This is a genomic window from Micromonospora sp. NPDC048839, from assembly GCF_040649915.1.
In the GTDB taxonomy this organism is placed as follows: Bacteria; Actinomycetota; Actinomycetes; order Mycobacteriales; family Micromonosporaceae; genus Micromonospora.
This window is the reverse complement of sequence record NZ_JBEZGL010000040.1, coordinates 1-17,695: the sequence shown is the minus strand read 5'-3', so window position 1 is coordinate 17,695 and position 17,695 is coordinate 1. Positions and strand designations below refer to the sequence as shown.

General features: G+C 70.3%; 11 protein-coding genes and 1 pseudogene. 3 read left to right on the top strand and 9 right to left on the bottom strand.

Going from position 1 to position 17,695, the window contains the following annotated elements; all coding sequences use genetic code 11:
* Window positions 1–122 precede the first annotated feature (122 nt).
* The 4 genes and pseudogenes from AB0C25_RS36325 to AB0C25_RS36310 form a co-directional block, all read right to left on the bottom strand.
* Window positions 123–554, bottom strand: a complete 432-nt coding sequence (locus AB0C25_RS36325) for a zinc ribbon domain-containing protein (RefSeq protein ID WP_357379596.1) — start codon at window positions 552–554, stop codon at window positions 123–125.
* A gap of 149 nt (window positions 555–703) precedes the next feature.
* Window positions 704–1,396: pseudogene (locus tag AB0C25_RS36320) on the bottom strand (recombinase family protein); the annotation flags it as partial.
* Between the two features lie 509 nt (window positions 1,397–1,905).
* The gene (locus AB0C25_RS36315) at window positions 1,906–2,055 is read right to left on the bottom strand and encodes a MerR family DNA-binding transcriptional regulator (RefSeq protein WP_357379594.1); all 150 of its coding nucleotides are present in this window, start codon (window positions 2,053–2,055) and stop codon (window positions 1,906–1,908) included.
* Window positions 2,052–3,089 carry a hypothetical protein gene (locus tag AB0C25_RS36310; RefSeq protein ID WP_357379592.1) on the bottom strand — a complete coding sequence of 346 codons (1,038 nt, stop codon included), beginning with the start codon at window positions 3,087–3,089 and terminating at the stop codon, window positions 2,052–2,054. The genes AB0C25_RS36315 and AB0C25_RS36310 overlap by 4 nt, the downstream gene beginning before the upstream one ends.
* A gap of 853 nt (window positions 3,090–3,942) precedes the next feature.
* Between AB0C25_RS36310 and AB0C25_RS36305 the strand changes: the two genes are divergently transcribed.
* On the top strand, window positions 3,943–5,181 hold the full coding sequence (locus tag AB0C25_RS36305) for a glycosyltransferase 87 family protein (protein ID WP_357379590.1): 1,239 nt from the start codon (window positions 3,943–3,945) through the stop codon (window positions 5,179–5,181).
* Window positions 5,182–5,265: 84 nt separating this feature from the next.
* Here the strand turns inward: AB0C25_RS36305 and AB0C25_RS36300 are convergent, their stop codons facing one another.
* From AB0C25_RS36300 to AB0C25_RS36280, 5 genes are read right to left on the bottom strand one after another with little or no spacing between them, the layout of a single operon-like run.
* Window positions 5,266–7,026, bottom strand: a complete 1,761-nt coding sequence (locus AB0C25_RS36300) for a biotin carboxylase N-terminal domain-containing protein (RefSeq protein WP_357379588.1) — start codon at window positions 7,024–7,026, stop codon at window positions 5,266–5,268.
* Window positions 7,027–7,055: 29 nt separating this feature from the next.
* Window positions 7,056–7,268, bottom strand: a complete 213-nt coding sequence (locus AB0C25_RS36295; RefSeq protein WP_357379586.1) for an acyl-CoA carboxylase epsilon subunit — start codon at window positions 7,266–7,268, stop codon at window positions 7,056–7,058.
* A complete protein-coding gene (locus AB0C25_RS36290; protein WP_357379584.1) occupies window positions 7,265–8,842 on the bottom strand; it encodes an acyl-CoA carboxylase subunit beta in 1,578 nt (525 codons plus the stop codon). Before AB0C25_RS36290 ends, AB0C25_RS36295 begins: the two co-directional genes overlap by 4 nt.
* The gene (locus AB0C25_RS36285; RefSeq protein ID WP_357379582.1) at window positions 8,832–10,607 is read right to left on the bottom strand and encodes a fatty acyl-AMP ligase; all 1,776 of its coding nucleotides are present in this window, start codon (window positions 10,605–10,607) and stop codon (window positions 8,832–8,834) included. The genes AB0C25_RS36290 and AB0C25_RS36285 overlap by 11 nt, the downstream gene beginning before the upstream one ends.
* 38 nt (window positions 10,608–10,645) lie before the next feature.
* Complete coding sequence (locus tag AB0C25_RS36280; RefSeq protein ID WP_357379598.1) at window positions 10,646–12,274, bottom strand: NAD(P)/FAD-dependent oxidoreductase; 1,629 nt, start codon at window positions 12,272–12,274, stop codon at window positions 10,646–10,648.
* A gap of 284 nt (window positions 12,275–12,558) precedes the next feature.
* Here AB0C25_RS36280 and AB0C25_RS36275 point away from each other — a divergent pair, with 284 nt between their 5' ends.
* Entirely contained in the window at window positions 12,559–13,488 is a 930-nt protein-coding gene (locus AB0C25_RS36275) for an ACP S-malonyltransferase (RefSeq protein WP_357379580.1), read from the top strand.
* A 114-nt stretch (window positions 13,489–13,602) separates the two neighbouring features.
* The coding region (locus tag AB0C25_RS36270; RefSeq protein WP_357379578.1) for a beta-ketoacyl synthase N-terminal-like domain-containing protein at window positions 13,603–17,695 on the top strand (4,093 nt) is incomplete at its 3' end.

Genomic DNA, 17,695 nt, shown 5'->3' with positions numbered 1-17,695 from the left:
AGCGGCCACAAGGGAGCACGACTAGACACGACCGGAGCAGGGCCCATAGGATCGGCGCAGGTCAACGGCACGGCGCGTGGGGGTTCAAGTCCCCCCTCGGACACATCATTACCACATATAGATCATGATCCGCGCAGGTTGGCCTGCGCGGATCTTTCTGTGGTTGGTGTGCACTGCTCCTGGTCGCAGACGATGGTGATCTTCCTCTTGTGCAGGAGTGCGACCAGGTCATGTGGGGTCTGGATGCCGCTGGGGAGGCGGGGATGGTCGGTGAGTCTTGCGATGATGTGGTCTTCCCGGAGGTAGAGGATCTTGCGCCGGTGATTAGTGGGCTGTTGGGTGCTGGTGTGGCCGTGGCGGCATCGGTAGCCGGGGCGTTGGTTGATCCAGTGAGATTCCAATCGTCGGCCGCATGGTCCGCAGCGCAGTAGGCCGGTGAAGAGGTAGCGGCGGGTGGTGCCGTCGTGGGCGCTGCGGTGGGAGCGGATGGTTTGGACGGCGACGAAGTCCTGTTCGCTGACCAGCGCGGTGTGGGCCTGTTGCGTGGAGACCACCCAGTCCACGGTCGGGTTCCGCCGGATCGGTTCTCGCTCCGAGCGGCTAGCGTCGGCGTCGGTGTGCGCGGGTTGCCGGTTCCAGACCTGCCGACCGTGTAGCGAGGGTTGGCGAGTATCGCCGCGACCGTTCGTAGGGTCCACCGGTCGCCACTGCGGTGGGGATTTCGGTCGGGATCGATGCCCGACGGGCACGGTATCCCGGCGTCGTTGAGGGCGCGCGCGATGCTGGCGAGACTCTGGCCGTCCAGGCGTTGGGCGAACATCCACCGCACGTGTCCGGCCGTGGCCGGATCCGGTTCGAGGCGTTGAAGCCGGCGACCCCATCGCGCTTGGGCGGCGTTTGGATGAGGGCCGGCGTCCGCGAGTCGGTAGCCGTAGGGCGGCCGGCCTCCGAGATACCGTCCCTGCTCTCGCGCTTGGGCCCGCATCGCCGTGACGACCCGGAACCGGGCGCGCTGCACCTCGCGTTTCGACTGGCTACCCAGCATCATGATCAGCGCCTGGTGGGTCGGGTCGTGGTGATCGACCGGCCCGTCCGTCTCGGGCAGCCACAGCTGCACAGCGTGCTGTTCAAGCACGGGTGCCAGGTGCTGCAGCTGATTGGCGGAGAACGCCCGCTCGTACTCGCCGACCACGATCGCGTCGAACCCGCGATCCGGATCGTCGAGCGCGGCCAGCAGCGCGGCGGCCTGCGGACGCTGCCGCCAACCGCGGCGGCGAGAGCAGCCGACATCAAAGTACTCGGCGACGATCACCCCGTGAGCGGCGACGAGTTCAGTGGCGCAGTCCCGTTGCCAGTGCCGGGAGGTCACCCGGTCCTGGTGCTCGACAGTCGACATCCGACCGTAGAACGCAAACCGCAGACCACGCCGCCGTTCGGTAGGTGGTTGCGGGTCGGCCTGCGGCTGCCCGTTGAGCCATCGAGTCAGGGGATCCTCGAGATCGTCACGCTGGTTGTCCGACACGCCGATATTCCTACGAAGGATCTTCGCAGTCGAGTCGGACAAGCAGTCCGCTGGCGCTGGTCGCAGGACTGTCGGGCCGGAGTTGGTGGCAATCGGTTAGTGCACTGTGTAGGCATACCGAGCATCCGCTCGACCGCCGGGGACAATGCGTGATGCGCGGTTAGCGGCTTATCCGCGCACGTCAGCCGGCGGTGCGCGAGCTCTCCGAACATCTGGCCGAGGTGGTACCTGGCTTTGTTGAGATTCAGCGTCGGCGAGTTTTGTTTGGGCGCGGACCCGCAGACCGGCGTCGGGGTGGCGGCCGTGACGGTGTTGGCCCGCGTCGAGCAGGTCGGCGACTTCGTCGAGGGTGAACGCGAGCCCCTACGCCGCCTTGGTCACCCTCAGTACGGTGACCCTTCGGCGGGGTAGAGGCGGTGCCCGCCCAGGGTTCGCTCTGGTTCGGCGAGCAGGCCGCGGCGTTCGTAGTAGCGAAGCGTCTGTGGGTTTACCCCCGCTGCGGCAGCGACCTCGCTGCTGCGCAGCCCGCTCATGCCGTCATCCCAGCGGCGGCCCGGTGCGCTAGCCCGTCGAGGACGTCGACGTGCGCGGCCGGCACCTGCACGTCGAGGCGCAGCGTGTCGGTGTCGACGGTGATGGTGAAGGTGAAGAACGAGCAGCAGGAGCTTTCCCGGTCGGTCAGGTCCCGGGCGGTCGCCTCGGCGGTCGGGTCGAGACGCCACCGCAGGTGGGTGGGGGACAGACGTTGCTGCTCTCGCAGGGCGGTGGTGAACAGGTCGTCGAACTCGGCGGACCGCAGCGGCCGTTGCACGCTCGGCAGAGTGCACGCCTCGGGCACCCATGCCTGGTTTCGCTCCTCGGACACCACAGTTCGTGGACATCCACGCGAGATCAACTTTCTCTCGCGTGGGGACGCGAGCAGCGACGACTCATATGTGCGCACCGACTCCAGGGAGGCGGCGCCACCTGCGCTGACACCCTCGCCCTCGCCCTGGCGGGGGCGAAGGTGAATCTCGACCGCCCGCGCCCTCGCTGGCTCGATGAGCAGCTCGTCGAGGCGCTCGTTCCCACCCCACTGCCGGTCGCGTCGCCGGAGCCGGTGCCGCTGCCGACACTGCCCGCGCCCGCCGCCCAAATTGGCGGTGGCGTGCTGTTCGACGTGGGGCGACCCGACACCGCCGGCCGGGTCACCGCTCGGGCGCTGCTGCGGGCCTTGAGTTGGACACCGGGCCTCACGCTGCACATCGACGGCGTGACCGACGCAATCCTGATCACCCCGGCCGCCGATGGCGCGCACGTCGTGGGCACTCGGGCCGCCGCTGATGTTCGCCCACCGCACCTCGAAGTTGAGCTTCTCCGCCTCGCCGGAGAACTCGATCGCCTTCTGGTGCTCCTTGTCTCCGTTGACGGGCGTGGTGCCCTTCGGTACGGCCTGCGGCAGGGGCGCGCCGGCCGCCAGGGCGACGGCGGGCGTCTCGTCGACGGCGCAGCCGGTCAGGCCCAGCGTGACCATGCCGAGGGTGGCGGTCAGGAGGGCCCGGCGATCCAGGAGGGGTGGTGCCGTCATGTCCGACTCCTTTGTGGCTGGTGGCACGACGGGACTGCGCCCTGCGTGGTCGAGGGGCGGTGCCGTCGCCGTGACTGCCGATCAGGGGCGCGGCGGGCGGGAGCGCGTGTTGGCCGGCGGGCACCCGGCCTGGTGACCCGGCAGGAGCCCAGCTGACGGCTTGGCGCGCCTACGTTGATCGGTTCGAGAGGGCGGCTGCCGGTCGTCGTCGAGCCGGTGCGCCGCAGGTGGGAGAAGCGGGTGACGCTCGCTTAGCGGCAGCAGCCGCAGGCGGCCGTCCAGCTACGGCAGCATCGCCGCGATGGCGGTGCCCCGAAGCAGGGTGTGCTGGCTGGTCATAGATATGACGCTAACCCACATATCCTATGTTTCAACTAGGATTTTGTGCCCTGGGACGGGCCAGTGCCAGTTGACCGTCACCCTGGTGGGCCGGCCCCGGGCGGCTCGGCGGGCTGCCCGCCGGCGCCCCAGCCATCGACACCTCGGGATCGCCACCCCTATCGAAGTCAGGGGTGTCTACCGGACCAGAACGGACTCGCCCGCCGTTATGTTCTGCCGGTGGCCCTGCCGTTCTCCGCGTCGCCCAGCAGTGGAGCGCGAGCTGGTAGGAGCCCGTACCGCGCGCCCGCTGGGCGGTCCGGGCCCGGTAGGCGAGCGGACCACCGACCGGCCGGCGGACCGGGCGTGCGGTCGGCGTCGAGGTGCACACCGCAGCGAGGCGGGCCTCAACAGCCCGCGTGGATCCCCGACAGGCACGGTGGCGTCAACCTGTGCGGACCATCGGCGCGCCGCACCTCGCGCCGCCTGCGGCCAGCGACGACGAATCCTGGCCACGAGTACTGGAGAGGACACGATGACGACGATCGAGCACCAGCCCACGCAGGACGTTCCTCGAACCCGGGACGCATGGCAACGACCACTGCTCGTCTTTGTGGCCTTCGCGGCCGCATACATGACGCTTCGACAGCTCTTCTACGTCACCGTGGGCCCGCCGTGGGCCGAGTTCAGCGACGCCGACCTTGGCATCTACCTGGGTTCGGTCCGCTCGGTCGTGGACGGGAAGTACCTCTACGATCTGATCCCCGCGTTCACCTACCCGCCCTTCGCGCTGGCCGTGTTCGCGCCCATCGCGTGGATACCGCTGGGACTGATCGGGCCAGTACTGCAGTTCGTCAAGATCGTGATCCTGATGGCCGGCGTCTGGGTCTACCTCGGCCGGCGGGAGACCCCGGTCCGACGCCGCGTGGTGTGGTCGGTGGTGGCGGTATTCCTCGCGGTGATGCTGATCGAAACGGTCGGCGACGACATGTTCAGCGGTCAGGTGAACCTGCTGCTGCTCGTCCTCGTCCTCGCCGATCTCCTGCGGCCGGCGCGTGAGCGGTGGCGGGGTATCGGTGTCGGGATCGCCGCCGGTATCAAGCTCGTGCCGGGGCTCTTCATCATCTACCTGCTCGTGACTCGTCAGTTCCGGGCCGCCGGGGTCGCGACGGCCGCCTTCCTGGCCACGGTCGTGGCCGGGTTCGCACTTCAGCCGTCGGCGTCATGGCACTACTGGACCTCCGTGCTCTGGGACAGTTCGCGCGTCTGGCCCCGACCGGACATCGTGCTGAACCAGACCGTGCGGGGTATCACCGTCCGCGCCCTGGGGCATGACAACGAGGCGATCTGGGTGACGTTGGCGGTGCTCGTCATCATCGCGGGGACAGCGCTCGCGGTGGCGCTGCATGGGCGCGGACAGGAACTCGCCGCCCTGACGGCCGTCGGGCTGACCGCGGCGGCGGTGACCCCCCAGGGGTGGCTGCACCACTGGGTCTGGTTCGCGCCCGCGATGCTCATCATCGCGAGCGGGATGCGCCGTTCGGTCGGCGTCTGGGCGGGTGTTCTCGCGCTGTTCCTGCTGATCATCGGTCGCTTCCACATCGCGATCACCTGGGATCCGTGGAACCACGACGCTCTGCACCTGAGCGCCGCCCAGCAGGTGCTCGCGGCGAGTCACCCCATCGCCCTGGTCGGTCTCGGCGTGTACACGGTGATCTGGCTCCGGACCACCCGACAGCGGGTGGCGGCGTCGGCCGAGTCGACGCAGCAGTAGCCGCGCAGGTGCGCCGCCCGGCTCGACGTTCCCGCGGGACATCACCGCGCGCGGTGGTGTGGCGAGCCGGGCGGCGCCCCGACCTCAGTCCTTGATCTCGCAGATGAGCGCCCCGCTCTGCACGTGCGTACCGATCTCGGCGGTTATGCCCTTGATGGTGCCCGCCCGGTGCGCCTGCAGCGGCTGCTCCATCTTCATCGCCTCCAGCACGACGATCAGGTCGCCGGCCCGCACCCGCTGCCCGTCGACGACCGCGACCTTCGTGATCGTGCCGTGCATCGGGGAGGTCAGTGCCTCGCCACCCCCGGTCGGCGCACCGCCGGCCGCGGCGAGGCGCTGCGGGGGACGGTTGAGCCGACGGCCCGTCGCGGATGCCCTGCCCAGGCCTGCGGGCACGGTGACCTCGACACGTCTGCCAGCGACCTCCACCACCACGGTCTCCCGGCCCTCCGGGCCGGGCAGGCCCTCCGCGGGCCCCGCATACGGGGTGAGTCGGTTGGCGAACGCGGTCTCGATCCACCGGGTGTGCACCTCGAACTCGTCATCGACGCCGGCAGGCGCGAACGCTGGGTCGGTGACCACCGCGCGGTGGAACGGCAGGGTCGTCGCCATACCCTCGATCTGAAACTCGGCCAGCGCCCGGCGGGCCCGCTGCAACGCCTGCTGCCGGTCCCGCCCGGTGACGACGAGCTTGGCCAGCATGGAGTCCCAGGCCGGCCCGATCACCGAACCGGTCTCGACGCCGGCGTCGAGTCGCACGCCGGGACCAGCCGGCGCGACGAAGCGGGTGAGAGCCCCTGGCGCCGGCAGGAAGTCACGGCCGGGATCCTCGCCGTTGATCCGGAACTCGATCGAATGTCCATGTGCCGGCGGATCCTGGTAACCCAGCGGCTCGCCGCGGGCGATCCGGAACATCTCCCGCACCAGGTCAATGCCGGTCACCTCCTCGGTGACCGGATGCTCGACCTGCAACCGGGTGTTGACCTCCAGAAACGAGATGGTGCCGTCGCGGGCGACGAGAAACTCGCAGGTCCCGGCACCGACGTAGCCCGCCTCCCGGAGGATCGCCTTGGAGGCGCGGTACAACGCCTCCTGCTGCGCCAGCGAGAGAAACGGCGCGGGCGCCTCCTCGACGAGCTTCTGGTGGCGTCGCTGCAGAGTGCAGTCCCGGGTGGACACCACCACCACGGAGCCGTGCCGGTCGGCCAGACACTGCGTCTCGACGTGCCGGGGCCCGTCGAGATACCGCTCGACGAAACACTCTCCCCGGCCGAACGCCGCGACCGCCTCCCGGACCGCGGATTGGTAGAGCTCGGGGATGTCCGCCAGGGCCCGGGCGACCTTCAGACCCCGGCCGCCACCACCGAACGCGGCCTTGATCGCCACCGGCAGCCCGTGCTCGCGGGCGAACGCGACGACCTCGTCGGCACCGGCCACCGGACCCGGCGTGCCGGCCACCAAGGGGGCGCCCACCCGCTCGGCGATGTGCCGGGCGGTGACCTTGTCGCCCAAGGCCCGGATCGCCGCCGGCGGCGGGCCGATCCAGGTGAGGCCGGCGTCCAGCACCGCCTGGGCGAAATCGGCGTTCTCGGAGAGGAACCCGTATCCGGGATGCACGGCGTCGGCCCCGGAGTCGACGGCCGCCCTCAGCACCTTGGCCGTGTCCAGGTAGCTGGTGGCGGGGGTCTCGCCGCCGAGCGCGTACGCCTCGTCGCAGACCCGTACGTGCAGGGCGTCGCGATCGGGCTCGGCGTAGACCGCGACGCTGGTGAGCCCTTCGTCGGAGCAGGCCCGCGCGATGCGGACCGCGATCTCGCCACGATTGGCGATGAGAACCTTGTGCACGACAGCTCTCCAGTCTTCTCCGGTGCCGGTCATCGGGTCGGCGGCGGCATCCAGCCGGCGGTCCGCCAGGCACCCTGCCCGAGCTCGACCGGCCGGCCGGTCATCCGCCGCGCGGGGGCCGCCCAGGCCGCACCAGCCGCCGCGGCGGAGCGGGACCGCAACAACGCGGCCACCACGATCGTGGCCAACTCCTCGTCGCTCGGGTCGCCGTGCACCACGAGGCGCGGCATCGCGGCGCTCACAGCGGGATGTTCCCGTGCTTGCGCGCGATCCGGGTCGTGCGCTTGTCGCGCAGCGCCTCGAGCGCCCGGGTCACGGCGAGCCGGGTCTCGTGCGGCATGATCACCTCGTCGACGTAGCCGCGCTCCGCGGCCACGTACGGGTTGCACAGTGCGCGCTCGTATTCCGCGCGCAGCCGCAGGCGCTCGGCGGCCGGGTCGGCGGCCTCCGCGACAGCGCGTCGGTGCAGGACCGTCACGGCGCTCTCACCACCCATGACCGCGATCTCCGCCGTGGGCCAGGCCAGGTTGATGTCGATGCCGAGGTGCTTGGAGCCCATGACACCGTAGCCACCCCCGTAAGCCTTGCGAGTGACCACCGTGACCATGGGTACGGTGGCCTCGGCGTACGCGTAGATCAGCTTCGCGCCGCGTCGAATGATGCCGTCGGTCTCCTGCTCCACGGCGGGCAGGAAGCCAGGTACGTCGACGAAGGTCAGCACCGGCACGTGGAACGCGTCGCACATGCGGATGAACCGGGCTGCCTTCTCGCAGGCGTCGATGTCCAGAGCCGCCGCCGAGACCATCGGCTGGTTGGCCACGACGCCGACGCTGCGCCCGGCGACCCGGCCGAAGCCACAGATGATGTTGCGGGCGAACAGTTGCTGGGTCTCGAGCAGTTCGCCGTCGTCCAACACGGCCCGCACCACCCGCTGCATGTCGTACGGCTGGTTGGGCCGATCCGGGATGAGCCCATCGAGCTCCCGGTCCTCGGCGGTGATCTCGGCGACCACCGGGGCGTCGTAGACCGGCGGCTCCTGCATGTTGTTCGAGGGCAGGTGACTGAGCACCACACGGATGTACTCGAATGCGTCCTTCTCGTCCTGGGCCAGGTAGTGCGAGGAACCCGAGACGGTGTTGTGGCGCATGGCGCCGCCGAGCTCCTCACGGTCCACCCGCCGGCCCGTGACGGTGTGCAGCACCTCGGGCCCGGTCACGAACATGTGCGAGATGTTCTCGACCATGACAACGAGGTCGGTGACCGCCGGCGCGTACACCGCGCCACCGGCGCACGGACCCACCATGAGGGAGATCTGCGGGATGACCCCGGACGCGGCGACGTGGCGCTTGACCAGCTCGGCGTAGAAGGCCAGGGAGACGACACCCTCCTGAATGCGCGCACCACCGGAGTCGTTGATCCCGATGATCGGGCAGCCGGTCTTGAGCGCCAGATCCATGATCTTGACGATCTTCTCGCCGTACACCTCGCCGAGGCTCCCCCCGAAGACCGTGAAGTCCTGGGCGAAGACGCAGACCCGCCGGCCGTCGATGGTGCCGTAGCCGGTGACCACACCGTCGCCCAGCGGCCGGTGTCGATCCATCCCGAAGTCGCGGCTGCGGTGCCGGGCGAAGGCGTCCAGCTCGACGAAGGATCCCGCGTCGAAGAGCGCGTCGATCCGCTCCCGCGCGGTCATCTTGCCCTTCTCGTGCTGGCGGCGTACCGCGTCGGTCTCGGCCATGGCCACCAGTTCCGCGCGTCGGTTGGCCAGTTCGGCGATGCGCTCCGCGGTGCTTGCCGTGCTCTCGTCAGCGGACATCGGCGGCACCCGCCCGGACCACCGCGGCCGACTCGGCCGACTTCAACTCGCCGTTCAGATACAGCGCGCGGCAGGCGCGCCGCTGCACCTTCCCGCTGGAGGTCCGCGGCACGACGCCGCGCCGGACCACCACGACCCGGTCGGCGTCCAGCCGCACACCGTCGCGGATCGCGGCGTGGACGCGCTTCCTGAGCTCGTCGGCTCCGGTGGCCCGCAACACCCGCCCGTCGGCCTCCACCACGACGATCAACTGCTCGGTCAGCCCGTCGTCGACCGAGAACGCGGCCGCGCAGTTGGTCTGCAGCCCGTCCACCGAGGACTCCGCCAGCAGTTCGATGTCCTGGGGATAGAAATTGCGCCCGTTGCGAATGATGACGTCCTTGAGTCTGCCGGTGACGAACAGCTCACCGTCGAGCAGGAAACCCAGGTCACCGGTACGCAGGTGTGCCTGGCCCGACGGGTCGCCGGCGATCCGGGCGGCGAACGTCTCATCGGTCTCGCGCGGACGGTCCAGGTAGCCCGTGGCGACACACGGACCGTGAATCCAGATCTCACCGACGACGCCCGGTGGGCAGACGCCGCCGTTCTGCGGGTCGACGACGCGTACCGTGGTGCGGCCAACCGCCCGGCCCAACCCGACCAGTGGCTGCGCGCCCTCCGCGCCGTCGGCGGCCGGTTCGGCCCGGCCCTCGCGCAGCGCCTGGCTCGACACCCACCGTACGCTGGGCAGGTCCTCCTCGGCGGCGGCAGTCGCCTTGAGAGTGTTCTCGGCGAGACCGTACCCGGCGCACATCGCCTCCGCGGCGAACCCGGCGGCGGCGAACCGCTCGGTGAACGCCTCGATGGTGTGCCAGCGCACCGGCTCCGCGCCGTTGGCGGCGACCCGCCACGAGGACAGGTCGAGGGTGTCGCCGAGGGCTGCCGCGCCGGCGCGCACACACAGGTCGTACGCGAAGCTCGGCGCCGCCGCGTGCGTGCCACGGAACCGGGAGATGGCATGCAGCCAGCGCTCGGGGCGGCGGATGAACGCCTCGGGCGCCATCAGGTAGACCGGGGTGCCGGAGCACAGCGGCAGCATGATGCCGAACAGCATCCCCATGTCGTGGAAGAGCGGCAGCCAGGAGACGATGACGTCGTCGGGGCGCAGCGGCCACGACTCCTCGGTCTCGGCGACATTGGCCAGGAAGTTCGCGTGGGTGACTATCACGCCCTTCGGGTCACCGGTCGAGCCCGAGGTGTACTGCAGCAGCGCGATGTCGTCCGGCTCCGGCGCGGCACCGATCCAGTCGGCGGTCGGCGCGGTGAGCGATTCGGTGTCGATCAGCGTCAACCCCCACAGCTCGGGCGCGTCGGCGAAGTCCGTCTCAAGGCGCTGCTTGATCGCGCCAGTGGTCAGCACCGTCGTGGTGCCGGCGTCGTCGGCGATCCGCCGCAGACGCCGCAGGCTGCTACGCCGATTGGGTGCCTGCACCGGCGCGGCGGCGATCCGGGCGTGCAGGCAGCCCAGCAGGGTACGGATGAATTCCAGCCCGGACGGGTACAGCAGCACGGCCCGACCACCGGCAAGACCGGCCTCGGCCAGCGCCCCGGCGCGCAGCCGGGCGGCGGCGTCCAACTCCCGGTAGGTCAGCGAGCCGTCGGGCTCCTCGCCATCTCGCAGAAAAACGTAGACGACCTCGTCCGGCTGCTTCTCCCGGCGCAGCCGCAGCGCGTCGGTCACGGTGCTGAACGCGGTGGCCCGCGGCTCGAATCCCGTGCTCGTCATGGTGTTTTCCTCTCTTGGCAGTCGTCGCCGCGGCTGGCTCAGGTGTAGGGAAGTTCGAGCGGCGCCAGGCTGTGGAAGAGGTCGCCCGGGCCAGGATTTGCCGGATCGGCTGCCCCGCCCAGGTGGTTGAGCACGCCCCACACCGCGTTGAGGGCGGTGGTGACCGCCCCCTCGGCGAAACCAGCGGTCCATGACACGTCGTCGCCGCACAGGAAGAAGCCGCGGTGCTCCGCCGCCATGTCGTGTTGCATGAACTGGGTGAACAACCGGCGCTGATACCGGTAGTGGCCGGGCAGGTTGGCCTTGAAGGCGCCCATGAAGTGCGGCTCGTTCTCCCAACTGACCGCGAGCGGCTCGCCGATCACGTGCGCCCGGATGTCCACCGCGGGATAGATCGAGGCGAGCCGGTCCAGCAGCACGTCGAGCCGCTCGCCGGCCGAGAGCGTGGCGACCTTCTGGGAGTCGTCGTTCCAGGTGTACGACAGACACATCACCGCGGGGTGCTGCGGCCCGTCGTCGAACAGGTACAGGCCCCGTATGATCCGGTCGCTCAGCGTCATGCTGAGCACCTCACGGCCGGTCGCCGGGTCGACGTCGCGCCAGAACGGACGGTCGACCAGGACGAACAGCTTCGACGAGCCCATGTAGTGGGTACGCTCGACCGCTGTCCACAGCGGGGTCGGCATCAGCGCCTCGTCACAGCGGACCCGGTTCAGCAGCGTCCAAACGTGCGGCGTGTAGACCACGGCGGGATAGCGGACCACCCCGCCGCCGGCGTCCTCGACCAGGATGTCGCGGCCGACCCGGCGCAGCCCGGTCACCCCGGGACGGGGCGAGCCGCCGTGCAGCCGGGTCAGCGATGTGCCGGCCGGCCAGTGCGCGAGGTCCGCCGGGCGGTGCTCCCACAACCCGCGGGGGAGCTGCTGTGAGCCGCCCAGGATCGCGACGTGGTTCTCGTCGGCCTCGGTGGACACCACCCGGAAGATCTCCAGGATTGAGTTCGGAAAGTCGGTGTCCCAGCCACCGGTCCCGAAGCCGACCTGGCCGAACAGCTCCCGGTACCGGAACGAGTCGAAGCCGGGGCTGGTCGCGAGGAAACCGTAGAACGACTGGTCGTCGTACTCCTCGACCAGGCGGTTCCAAATGGTCTTGAGGGTGGGCAGATCGCGGTCGCGCAGCGCGCTGCGCAGGGTGGACAGCTCGGCCCGCTCCTGAAGCGCCTTGGTCCACAGCTCGGTCACGGTCTGGTACTGCTGCGGCAGGTCGGCGTCGGTCCGAGCGAACTCGCGCTCGCCGTTCAGATCGATCACCGTGCTCGGCGTGGTCGGGGCCAGCGGGTTCGGGAACGGGCGGGTGGGCAACCCGAGCAGGTCGATGTAGTGGAACAGGGAACGGGCCGCCACCGGGAACCGCATCGCGCCCATCTCGGCCACCTGGCCCGGATGGCCCGGGAACGACACCGAGCGCATCCGGCCGCCGATCTGGTCGGCCTCGTACATCACCGGCCGCAGGCCCAGGCGCATCAGCTCGTACGCCGCGGTGAGCCCCGCCATCCCACCGCCGATCACCGCCACCGGGGTGCCGGCCCGCTCCGGTGGCAGCGTGCCCAGCCCGGCGGGGTGGCCGAGCCACCCGTCGTAGGAGAACGGGAAGTCCGGCACTAGCATCGTCACCGGAGGGGAATCGGCTGCAGTCATCGCATACGCCCTTTAGCCTGAGTCGGCAATACTGATCTGGATTCGGAACCGTCCGGCTCGGTCGTGCACGTTCGACGACGCTATTTGCGGCCGTCGTTGCAGGACAACCCCTATCCGCCGGGCGACGATCCCCCCTAACCGGGCGCGGGCATGCCGGCTGGGGGTCCGATAGGGGTTGATGGGGGTAGCCCCGGGACCGGACCGGTGACTATCGTCGGCAAAGCTGTCCGCCGGCTGACTGTGGGTGAATCTCGATGGAACAGAAGACAGCGGTTGTTTTCCCGGGAATGGGACCTTCTAATTTCTCCACGGTCGGGAGGTTCATGGTCCTCGACCCGTACGCGCGCCGTCGTATAGCCACCACCGACGAGGTTCTCGGATACAGCCTCCTGGACCGCTTCTACGAATCCGACGACGACTATTCCGAATACACCCAGATCGCATTCCTCGTCAATTCGGTGGCGCTCGCCGACCGGGCGGTGGCCGAGGGCGGCATGCGCGCGGAAGTCTGCGCCGGACCCAGCTTCGGGCAGAAGGCCGCCGCCTACTGGGCCGGGTCGATGGACTTCGGCGACGTGGTGCGGATGACCGCCGAGCTCGCCCGGTGCGAACGCGACTACTTCGCCGACCAGCACACGGACGTGGTCACGCACTCGTTCGTCCGGGTGCCCGAGGACCGCCTCCAGGCGTACCTGGACGACCTGACCCGTCGCGGCGGGTGGTACGACATCTCCGGCCGCCTCGACCGTGGCTTTCTCATGCTGTCGATCCGCGCGGGCCTGCTGGACGAACTCAAGCAGGCGATCAGCGACATGGGCGGCTATTCGATGTACACCATGCGCCCGCCGGTGCACGCCGGAATATTCGACGGCCTGCGCCGCCGTGTCGAGGAATCGGTGATCGGACGATATGCGATCGAAGCACCCCGGATGCCGGTCATCGCCGATCAGGACGGCCGGCTGGTAACCACTGCGGACGACATGCGGAGAATGCTGCTCGACACGTTCGACCGCGCGATCGACTGGCCGGCGATGGTCGCCACGCTGATCGAATCAGGGGTCAAGCGGATGTACATCACCGGGCCGGAGAACCTCTTCCGCCGGGTCGATTGCACGCGCCGCAATTTCGAGGTCGTGAACGTCGACCCGAAAGCGGCCCTGCGTACGTTGCTGACGCCTGCCTGACCCCGGTCGCGGTGGGGTCCGTAGGGGTGTGTTGCGTTTCCGGCGCCCACGTAATGTCGCCGCGAGTCGCGTTCTCTTTCAGGGCCGGGCCGGCGGAGTTGTGGAGCGGATAATATGGGGCAGCACGGGGAAAACGGTTCGCGGGCGGACGTCGCGGTGCTCGACCTGGTGACCGCGGTGACCGCCCGGGTCCTGCAGGCCGCCGAGTTGGGTGACGGCACCGTGGACGCCGACGTCTCCTTCATGGACCTCGGCTTCCATTCCCTGGCCGCAGTCGACCTGCACAGCCGCCTGAGCGGTGAGACCGGGCTGGACCTGCCGGTGACGATGCCGTTCGACTACCCGACCCCGCGAGCGCTCGCCCGCTACCTGCAGAGCCGTCTCACCGGCGACAGCGAGGCGCAGGTCGCCTGGTCGGCCGAGACCGCGCCCGGCCCGGTCGTCGACGACCCCGTGGTGGTCGTCGGCATGGGCTGCCGGCTGCCCGGCGGCATCGGCTCGCCCACCGAGCTCTGGGCGCTGCTGCACGCCGGCGAGGACGCCATCGGCCCGTTCCCGGACGACCGGGGCTGGAACCTTGCCACCCTGTACTCGGAGGACCCCGACGAGCCCGGCACCGCCTACACCCGGCACGGTGGCTTCCTCCGCGACGCCGCCGACTTTGACGCCGAGTTCTTCGGCGTGTCCCCGCGCGAGGCAGTCGCGATGGACCCGCAGCAGCGGCTGCTGCTCGAAACCACCTGGGAGGCGCTCGAACGCGCCGGCATCGAACCGCGCTCGATGCGCGGCCGGCAGGCCGGCGTCTTCGTCGGGGTCGAGAATCAGGAGTACGGCCCCCGGCTACAGGACGCCAGCGACGGACTGGAGGGCTACCTGCTCACCGGCACTGCCGCCAGCGTCGCCTCTGGACGTATCGCCTACACCTTCGGCTTCGAAGGCCCGACGGTCACCGTCGACACCGCCTGCTCCGCATCGCTGGTGGCGCTGCATCTTGCCGCCCAGTCGCTGCACCGCGGCGAGTGCTCGCTGGCGGTGGCTGGCGGCGCCGCGGTCATGTCGAGCCCTGGCGGCTTCATGGCGTTCAGCCGCCAGCGTGGACTGGCCCCGGACGGGCGCTGCAAGGCGTTCGGAGTCGGCGCGGACGGCACCGGCTGGGCTGAGGGCGCCGGCATGCTGGTCCTGGAGCGGCTCTCCGACGCCCGCCGCAACGGGCACCCGGTCCTCGCCGTCATCCGCGGCAGCGCCATCAACTCCGACGGCGCGTCGAACGGCCTGACCGCGCCGAACGGCCCGTCCCAGCGGCGGGTCATCCGGCAGGCGTTGGCGAACGCGGGGCTGTCGCCGGTTGACGTGGACGCGGTGGAGGCGCATGGCACCGGGACCCGGTTGGGTGACCCGATCGAGGCGCAGGCGCTGCTGGGCACCTATGGGCAGGACCGTCCGCAGGGGCGGCCGTTGTGGCTGGGCTCGATCAAGTCGAACATCGGGCACACCCAGGCCGCGGCCGGAGTCGCTGGTGTGATCAAGATGGTGCAGGCGCTGCGCCACGGGATGCTGCCTCGGACGCTGCACGCGGACGAGCCGACCGAGCAGGTGGACTGGTCGGCAGGAGCGGTGTCGCTGCTGACCGAGCCGCAGGCGTGGCCCCGGGCCGAGCGGCCACGCCGGGCCGGCGTCTCGTCGTTCGGCATGAGCGGCACCAACGCGCACGTGATCATCGAGGAGGCGCCGCCAGCGGAACCGGCTCCGGCACCCGAGCCGGCCGGCGACGACCCGGCGACACCGTGGATCCTCTCCGGCCGTTCCCCGCAGGCCCTGCAGGAGCAGGCCTCGCGGCTGCTCACCTGGCTGGCCGCCGAGCCGGACCAGCAGCCCGCGGACGTCAGCCTGTCTCTGGCCGTGAGCCGGACCCAGTTCGAGCACCGGGCTGTCGTCCTCGGCGCCGGCCGGGAGACCCTCGTGCAGGGCCTGACCAGCCTGACCAACGGCACACCCGACCCGAACGTGGTCACCGGCGCGGCTCGTCCCACGCCCCGGCTCGCGGTGATGTTCACCGGCCAGGGCAGCCAGCGTGTCGGCATGGGTCGTCGGCTCTACGACACCGAGCCGGTCTTCGCCGCCGCGATCGATCAGATCTGCGGCCTGCTGGACCGTCAGCTCGGCGTCTCCCTGCGCGAACTGGTCTTCGGCGCGGACACGACGACCGGCGACCTCGACGAGACCGTGTACGCCCAGGCCGGCCTGTTCGCCGTCGAGGTGGCCCTCTACCGGCTGGCCGAGTCCCGGGGTGTACGCCCGGACTACCTCATCGGCCACTCGGTCGGCGAAATCGCGGCGGCCCACGTCGCCGGCGTGCTGTCCCTGACCGACGCGTGCATCCTGGTCGCGGCCCGGGGCCGGCTGATGCAGGCGCTGCCCACCGGCGGCGCGATGGCCGCGGTCGCGCTCGACGAGGCCACCGTCCGCGCCGCCCTCGACGACCGGGTGTCGATCGCCGCGATCAACGGGCCGTCGTCGGTGGTGATCTCCGGCGTGGAACAGGCCGTCGCCGACCTCGTCGAGCGCTGGCGTGCCGACGGGGTCCGGGTCCGCCGGCTGCGGGTCAGCCACGCGTTCCACTCCGCGCTAATGGAGCCGATGCTCCAGGAGTTCCGCTGGTACGCGCGGGTGATGGAGTACGTCCCGCCGCGCATCCCAATCGTCTCCAACGTCACCGGACGCATCGCCACCGCCGAAGAGCTGTGCTCCCCCGACTACTGGGTGCGGCACGTTCGCGAGGCCGTCCGCTTCGCCGACGGGATCTCCGCGGTACTCGACCATGGTGTGACCGCGTTGCTGGAGCTCGGTCCCGACGGGGTGCTGTCCGGCATGGCGCAGGAATGCCTGGGGGACGCCGCTGTCACCGTGGTCACCGCTCTGCGCCGCGAGCGCGACGAGGCGCAGACCTTCGCCGCCGCGGTGGCCCGGCTGCACACCGCCGGCATCGGAGTTGACTGGATCGGTGCGCCGGCCACCGCTGGCGCCCGGGTGGTCGAGCTTCCGACGTACGCGTTCCAGCGGCAGCGCTTCTGGCTGGACACCGCTGCCGTCGCCGGTGATCCGGCCAGTCTGGGCCTGAACAGGCTCGATCACCCCCTGCTGGGCGCGGCGATCACGCTTCCGGACAGCGAGACCGTGGTGCTGACCGGTCAACTCGCGGCCGCCGGCCACCCGTGGCTGGCCGATTACCAGGTCGGTGACGTCGTCGTCGCCCCGAACAGCGTCCTGGTCGAACTGGCCGTTCAGGCCGGTGACCAGGTCGGCTGCGGCACGCTCCGGCAACTGACGATGCACGCGCCGTTGACCGTGGACCCGGACGGTGCCGTCGCGCTGCGAGTCACGGTCGAGGCGCCGACCGGCGGCGACCGGCCGGTGACGGTCCACTCCCGCCCGGCCGACGCTCAGGTGGAGACGCCCTGGACGATGCACGCCACCGGCACGGTCGCCGCTTCGCCCGCCGCGCCACCGGGAACCGGTGACGACGGCCCGACCGTCGAGGTCGACCTGCCGGTCACCGGATTCGGTCTGCACCCCGTGCTGCTCGACGAGGCGGTCCGAGGTGACGGTGTGCCGCTGTGCTGGGAAGGCTTCACCCTGTACGCCGAGGGCGCAACCGCCGTACGGGTCCGGCAGACTCCGGTCGACGACGGAACGGCCGTGCTGCTGACCGACACCGCGGGCGAGGTGGTCGCGACGATCGACCGGGTCGTCTTCGGTGAGCCAGCCGCGACCGTCCACGGGCGAACGCACGACTCATTGTTCCGCGTCGAGTGGCGTGAGGCGACGGTGCGGCCCGACACCGACGATCACGACGTCGTCGTCGTGCCCGTCCCGAACGACCCGACGGACGGCGTCCTCGAAGCCGTGCACGCCGCGACCGCAGAAGCCCTCGACACGGTGCAGCGACTGCTGGCCGACGAACGGGCGGACTCCCGGCTGCTGTTCGTGGCGCGCGGTCCCGGCCTGGTGCAGGCGGCCGTCTGGGGTTTGGTGCGCTCGGCGCAGAACGAGAACCCCGGCCGGTTCCTGCTGCTCGACACCGCTGACACGCCAATCAGCGACCGACTGCCGGACGGGTTGCTTTCGGCTGTTGTTGCGTCGGGTGAGTCGGAGTTGCGGGTGCGTGGGGGTGTGTTGGAGGTGCCGCGGTTGGTGCGGGCGGTGGTGG

Excerpts from the sequence above, each read along its gene's own strand:
- AB0C25_RS36310 (WP_357379592.1), bottom strand. The coding sequence starts at position 3,089 with ATGACGGCACCACCCCTCCTGGATCGCCGGGCCCTCCTGACCGCCACC.
- AB0C25_RS36290 (WP_357379584.1), bottom strand. The coding sequence starts at position 8,842 with ATGTCCGCTGACGAGAGCACGGCAAGCACCGCGGAGCGCATCGCCGAA.
- AB0C25_RS36315 (WP_357379594.1), bottom strand. The coding sequence starts at position 2,055 with ATGAGCGGGCTGCGCAGCAGCGAGGTCGCTGCCGCAGCGGGGGTAAAC.
- AB0C25_RS36275 (WP_357379580.1), top strand. The coding sequence starts at position 12,559 with ATGGAACAGAAGACAGCGGTTGTTTTCCCGGGAATGGGACCTTCTAAT.
- AB0C25_RS36305 (WP_357379590.1), top strand. The coding sequence starts at position 3,943 with ATGACGACGATCGAGCACCAGCCCACGCAGGACGTTCCTCGAACCCGG.
- AB0C25_RS36285 (WP_357379582.1), bottom strand. The coding sequence starts at position 10,607 with ATGACGAGCACGGGATTCGAGCCGCGGGCCACCGCGTTCAGCACCGTG.
- AB0C25_RS36280 (WP_357379598.1), bottom strand. The coding sequence starts at position 12,274 with ATGCTAGTGCCGGACTTCCCGTTCTCCTACGACGGGTGGCTCGGCCAC.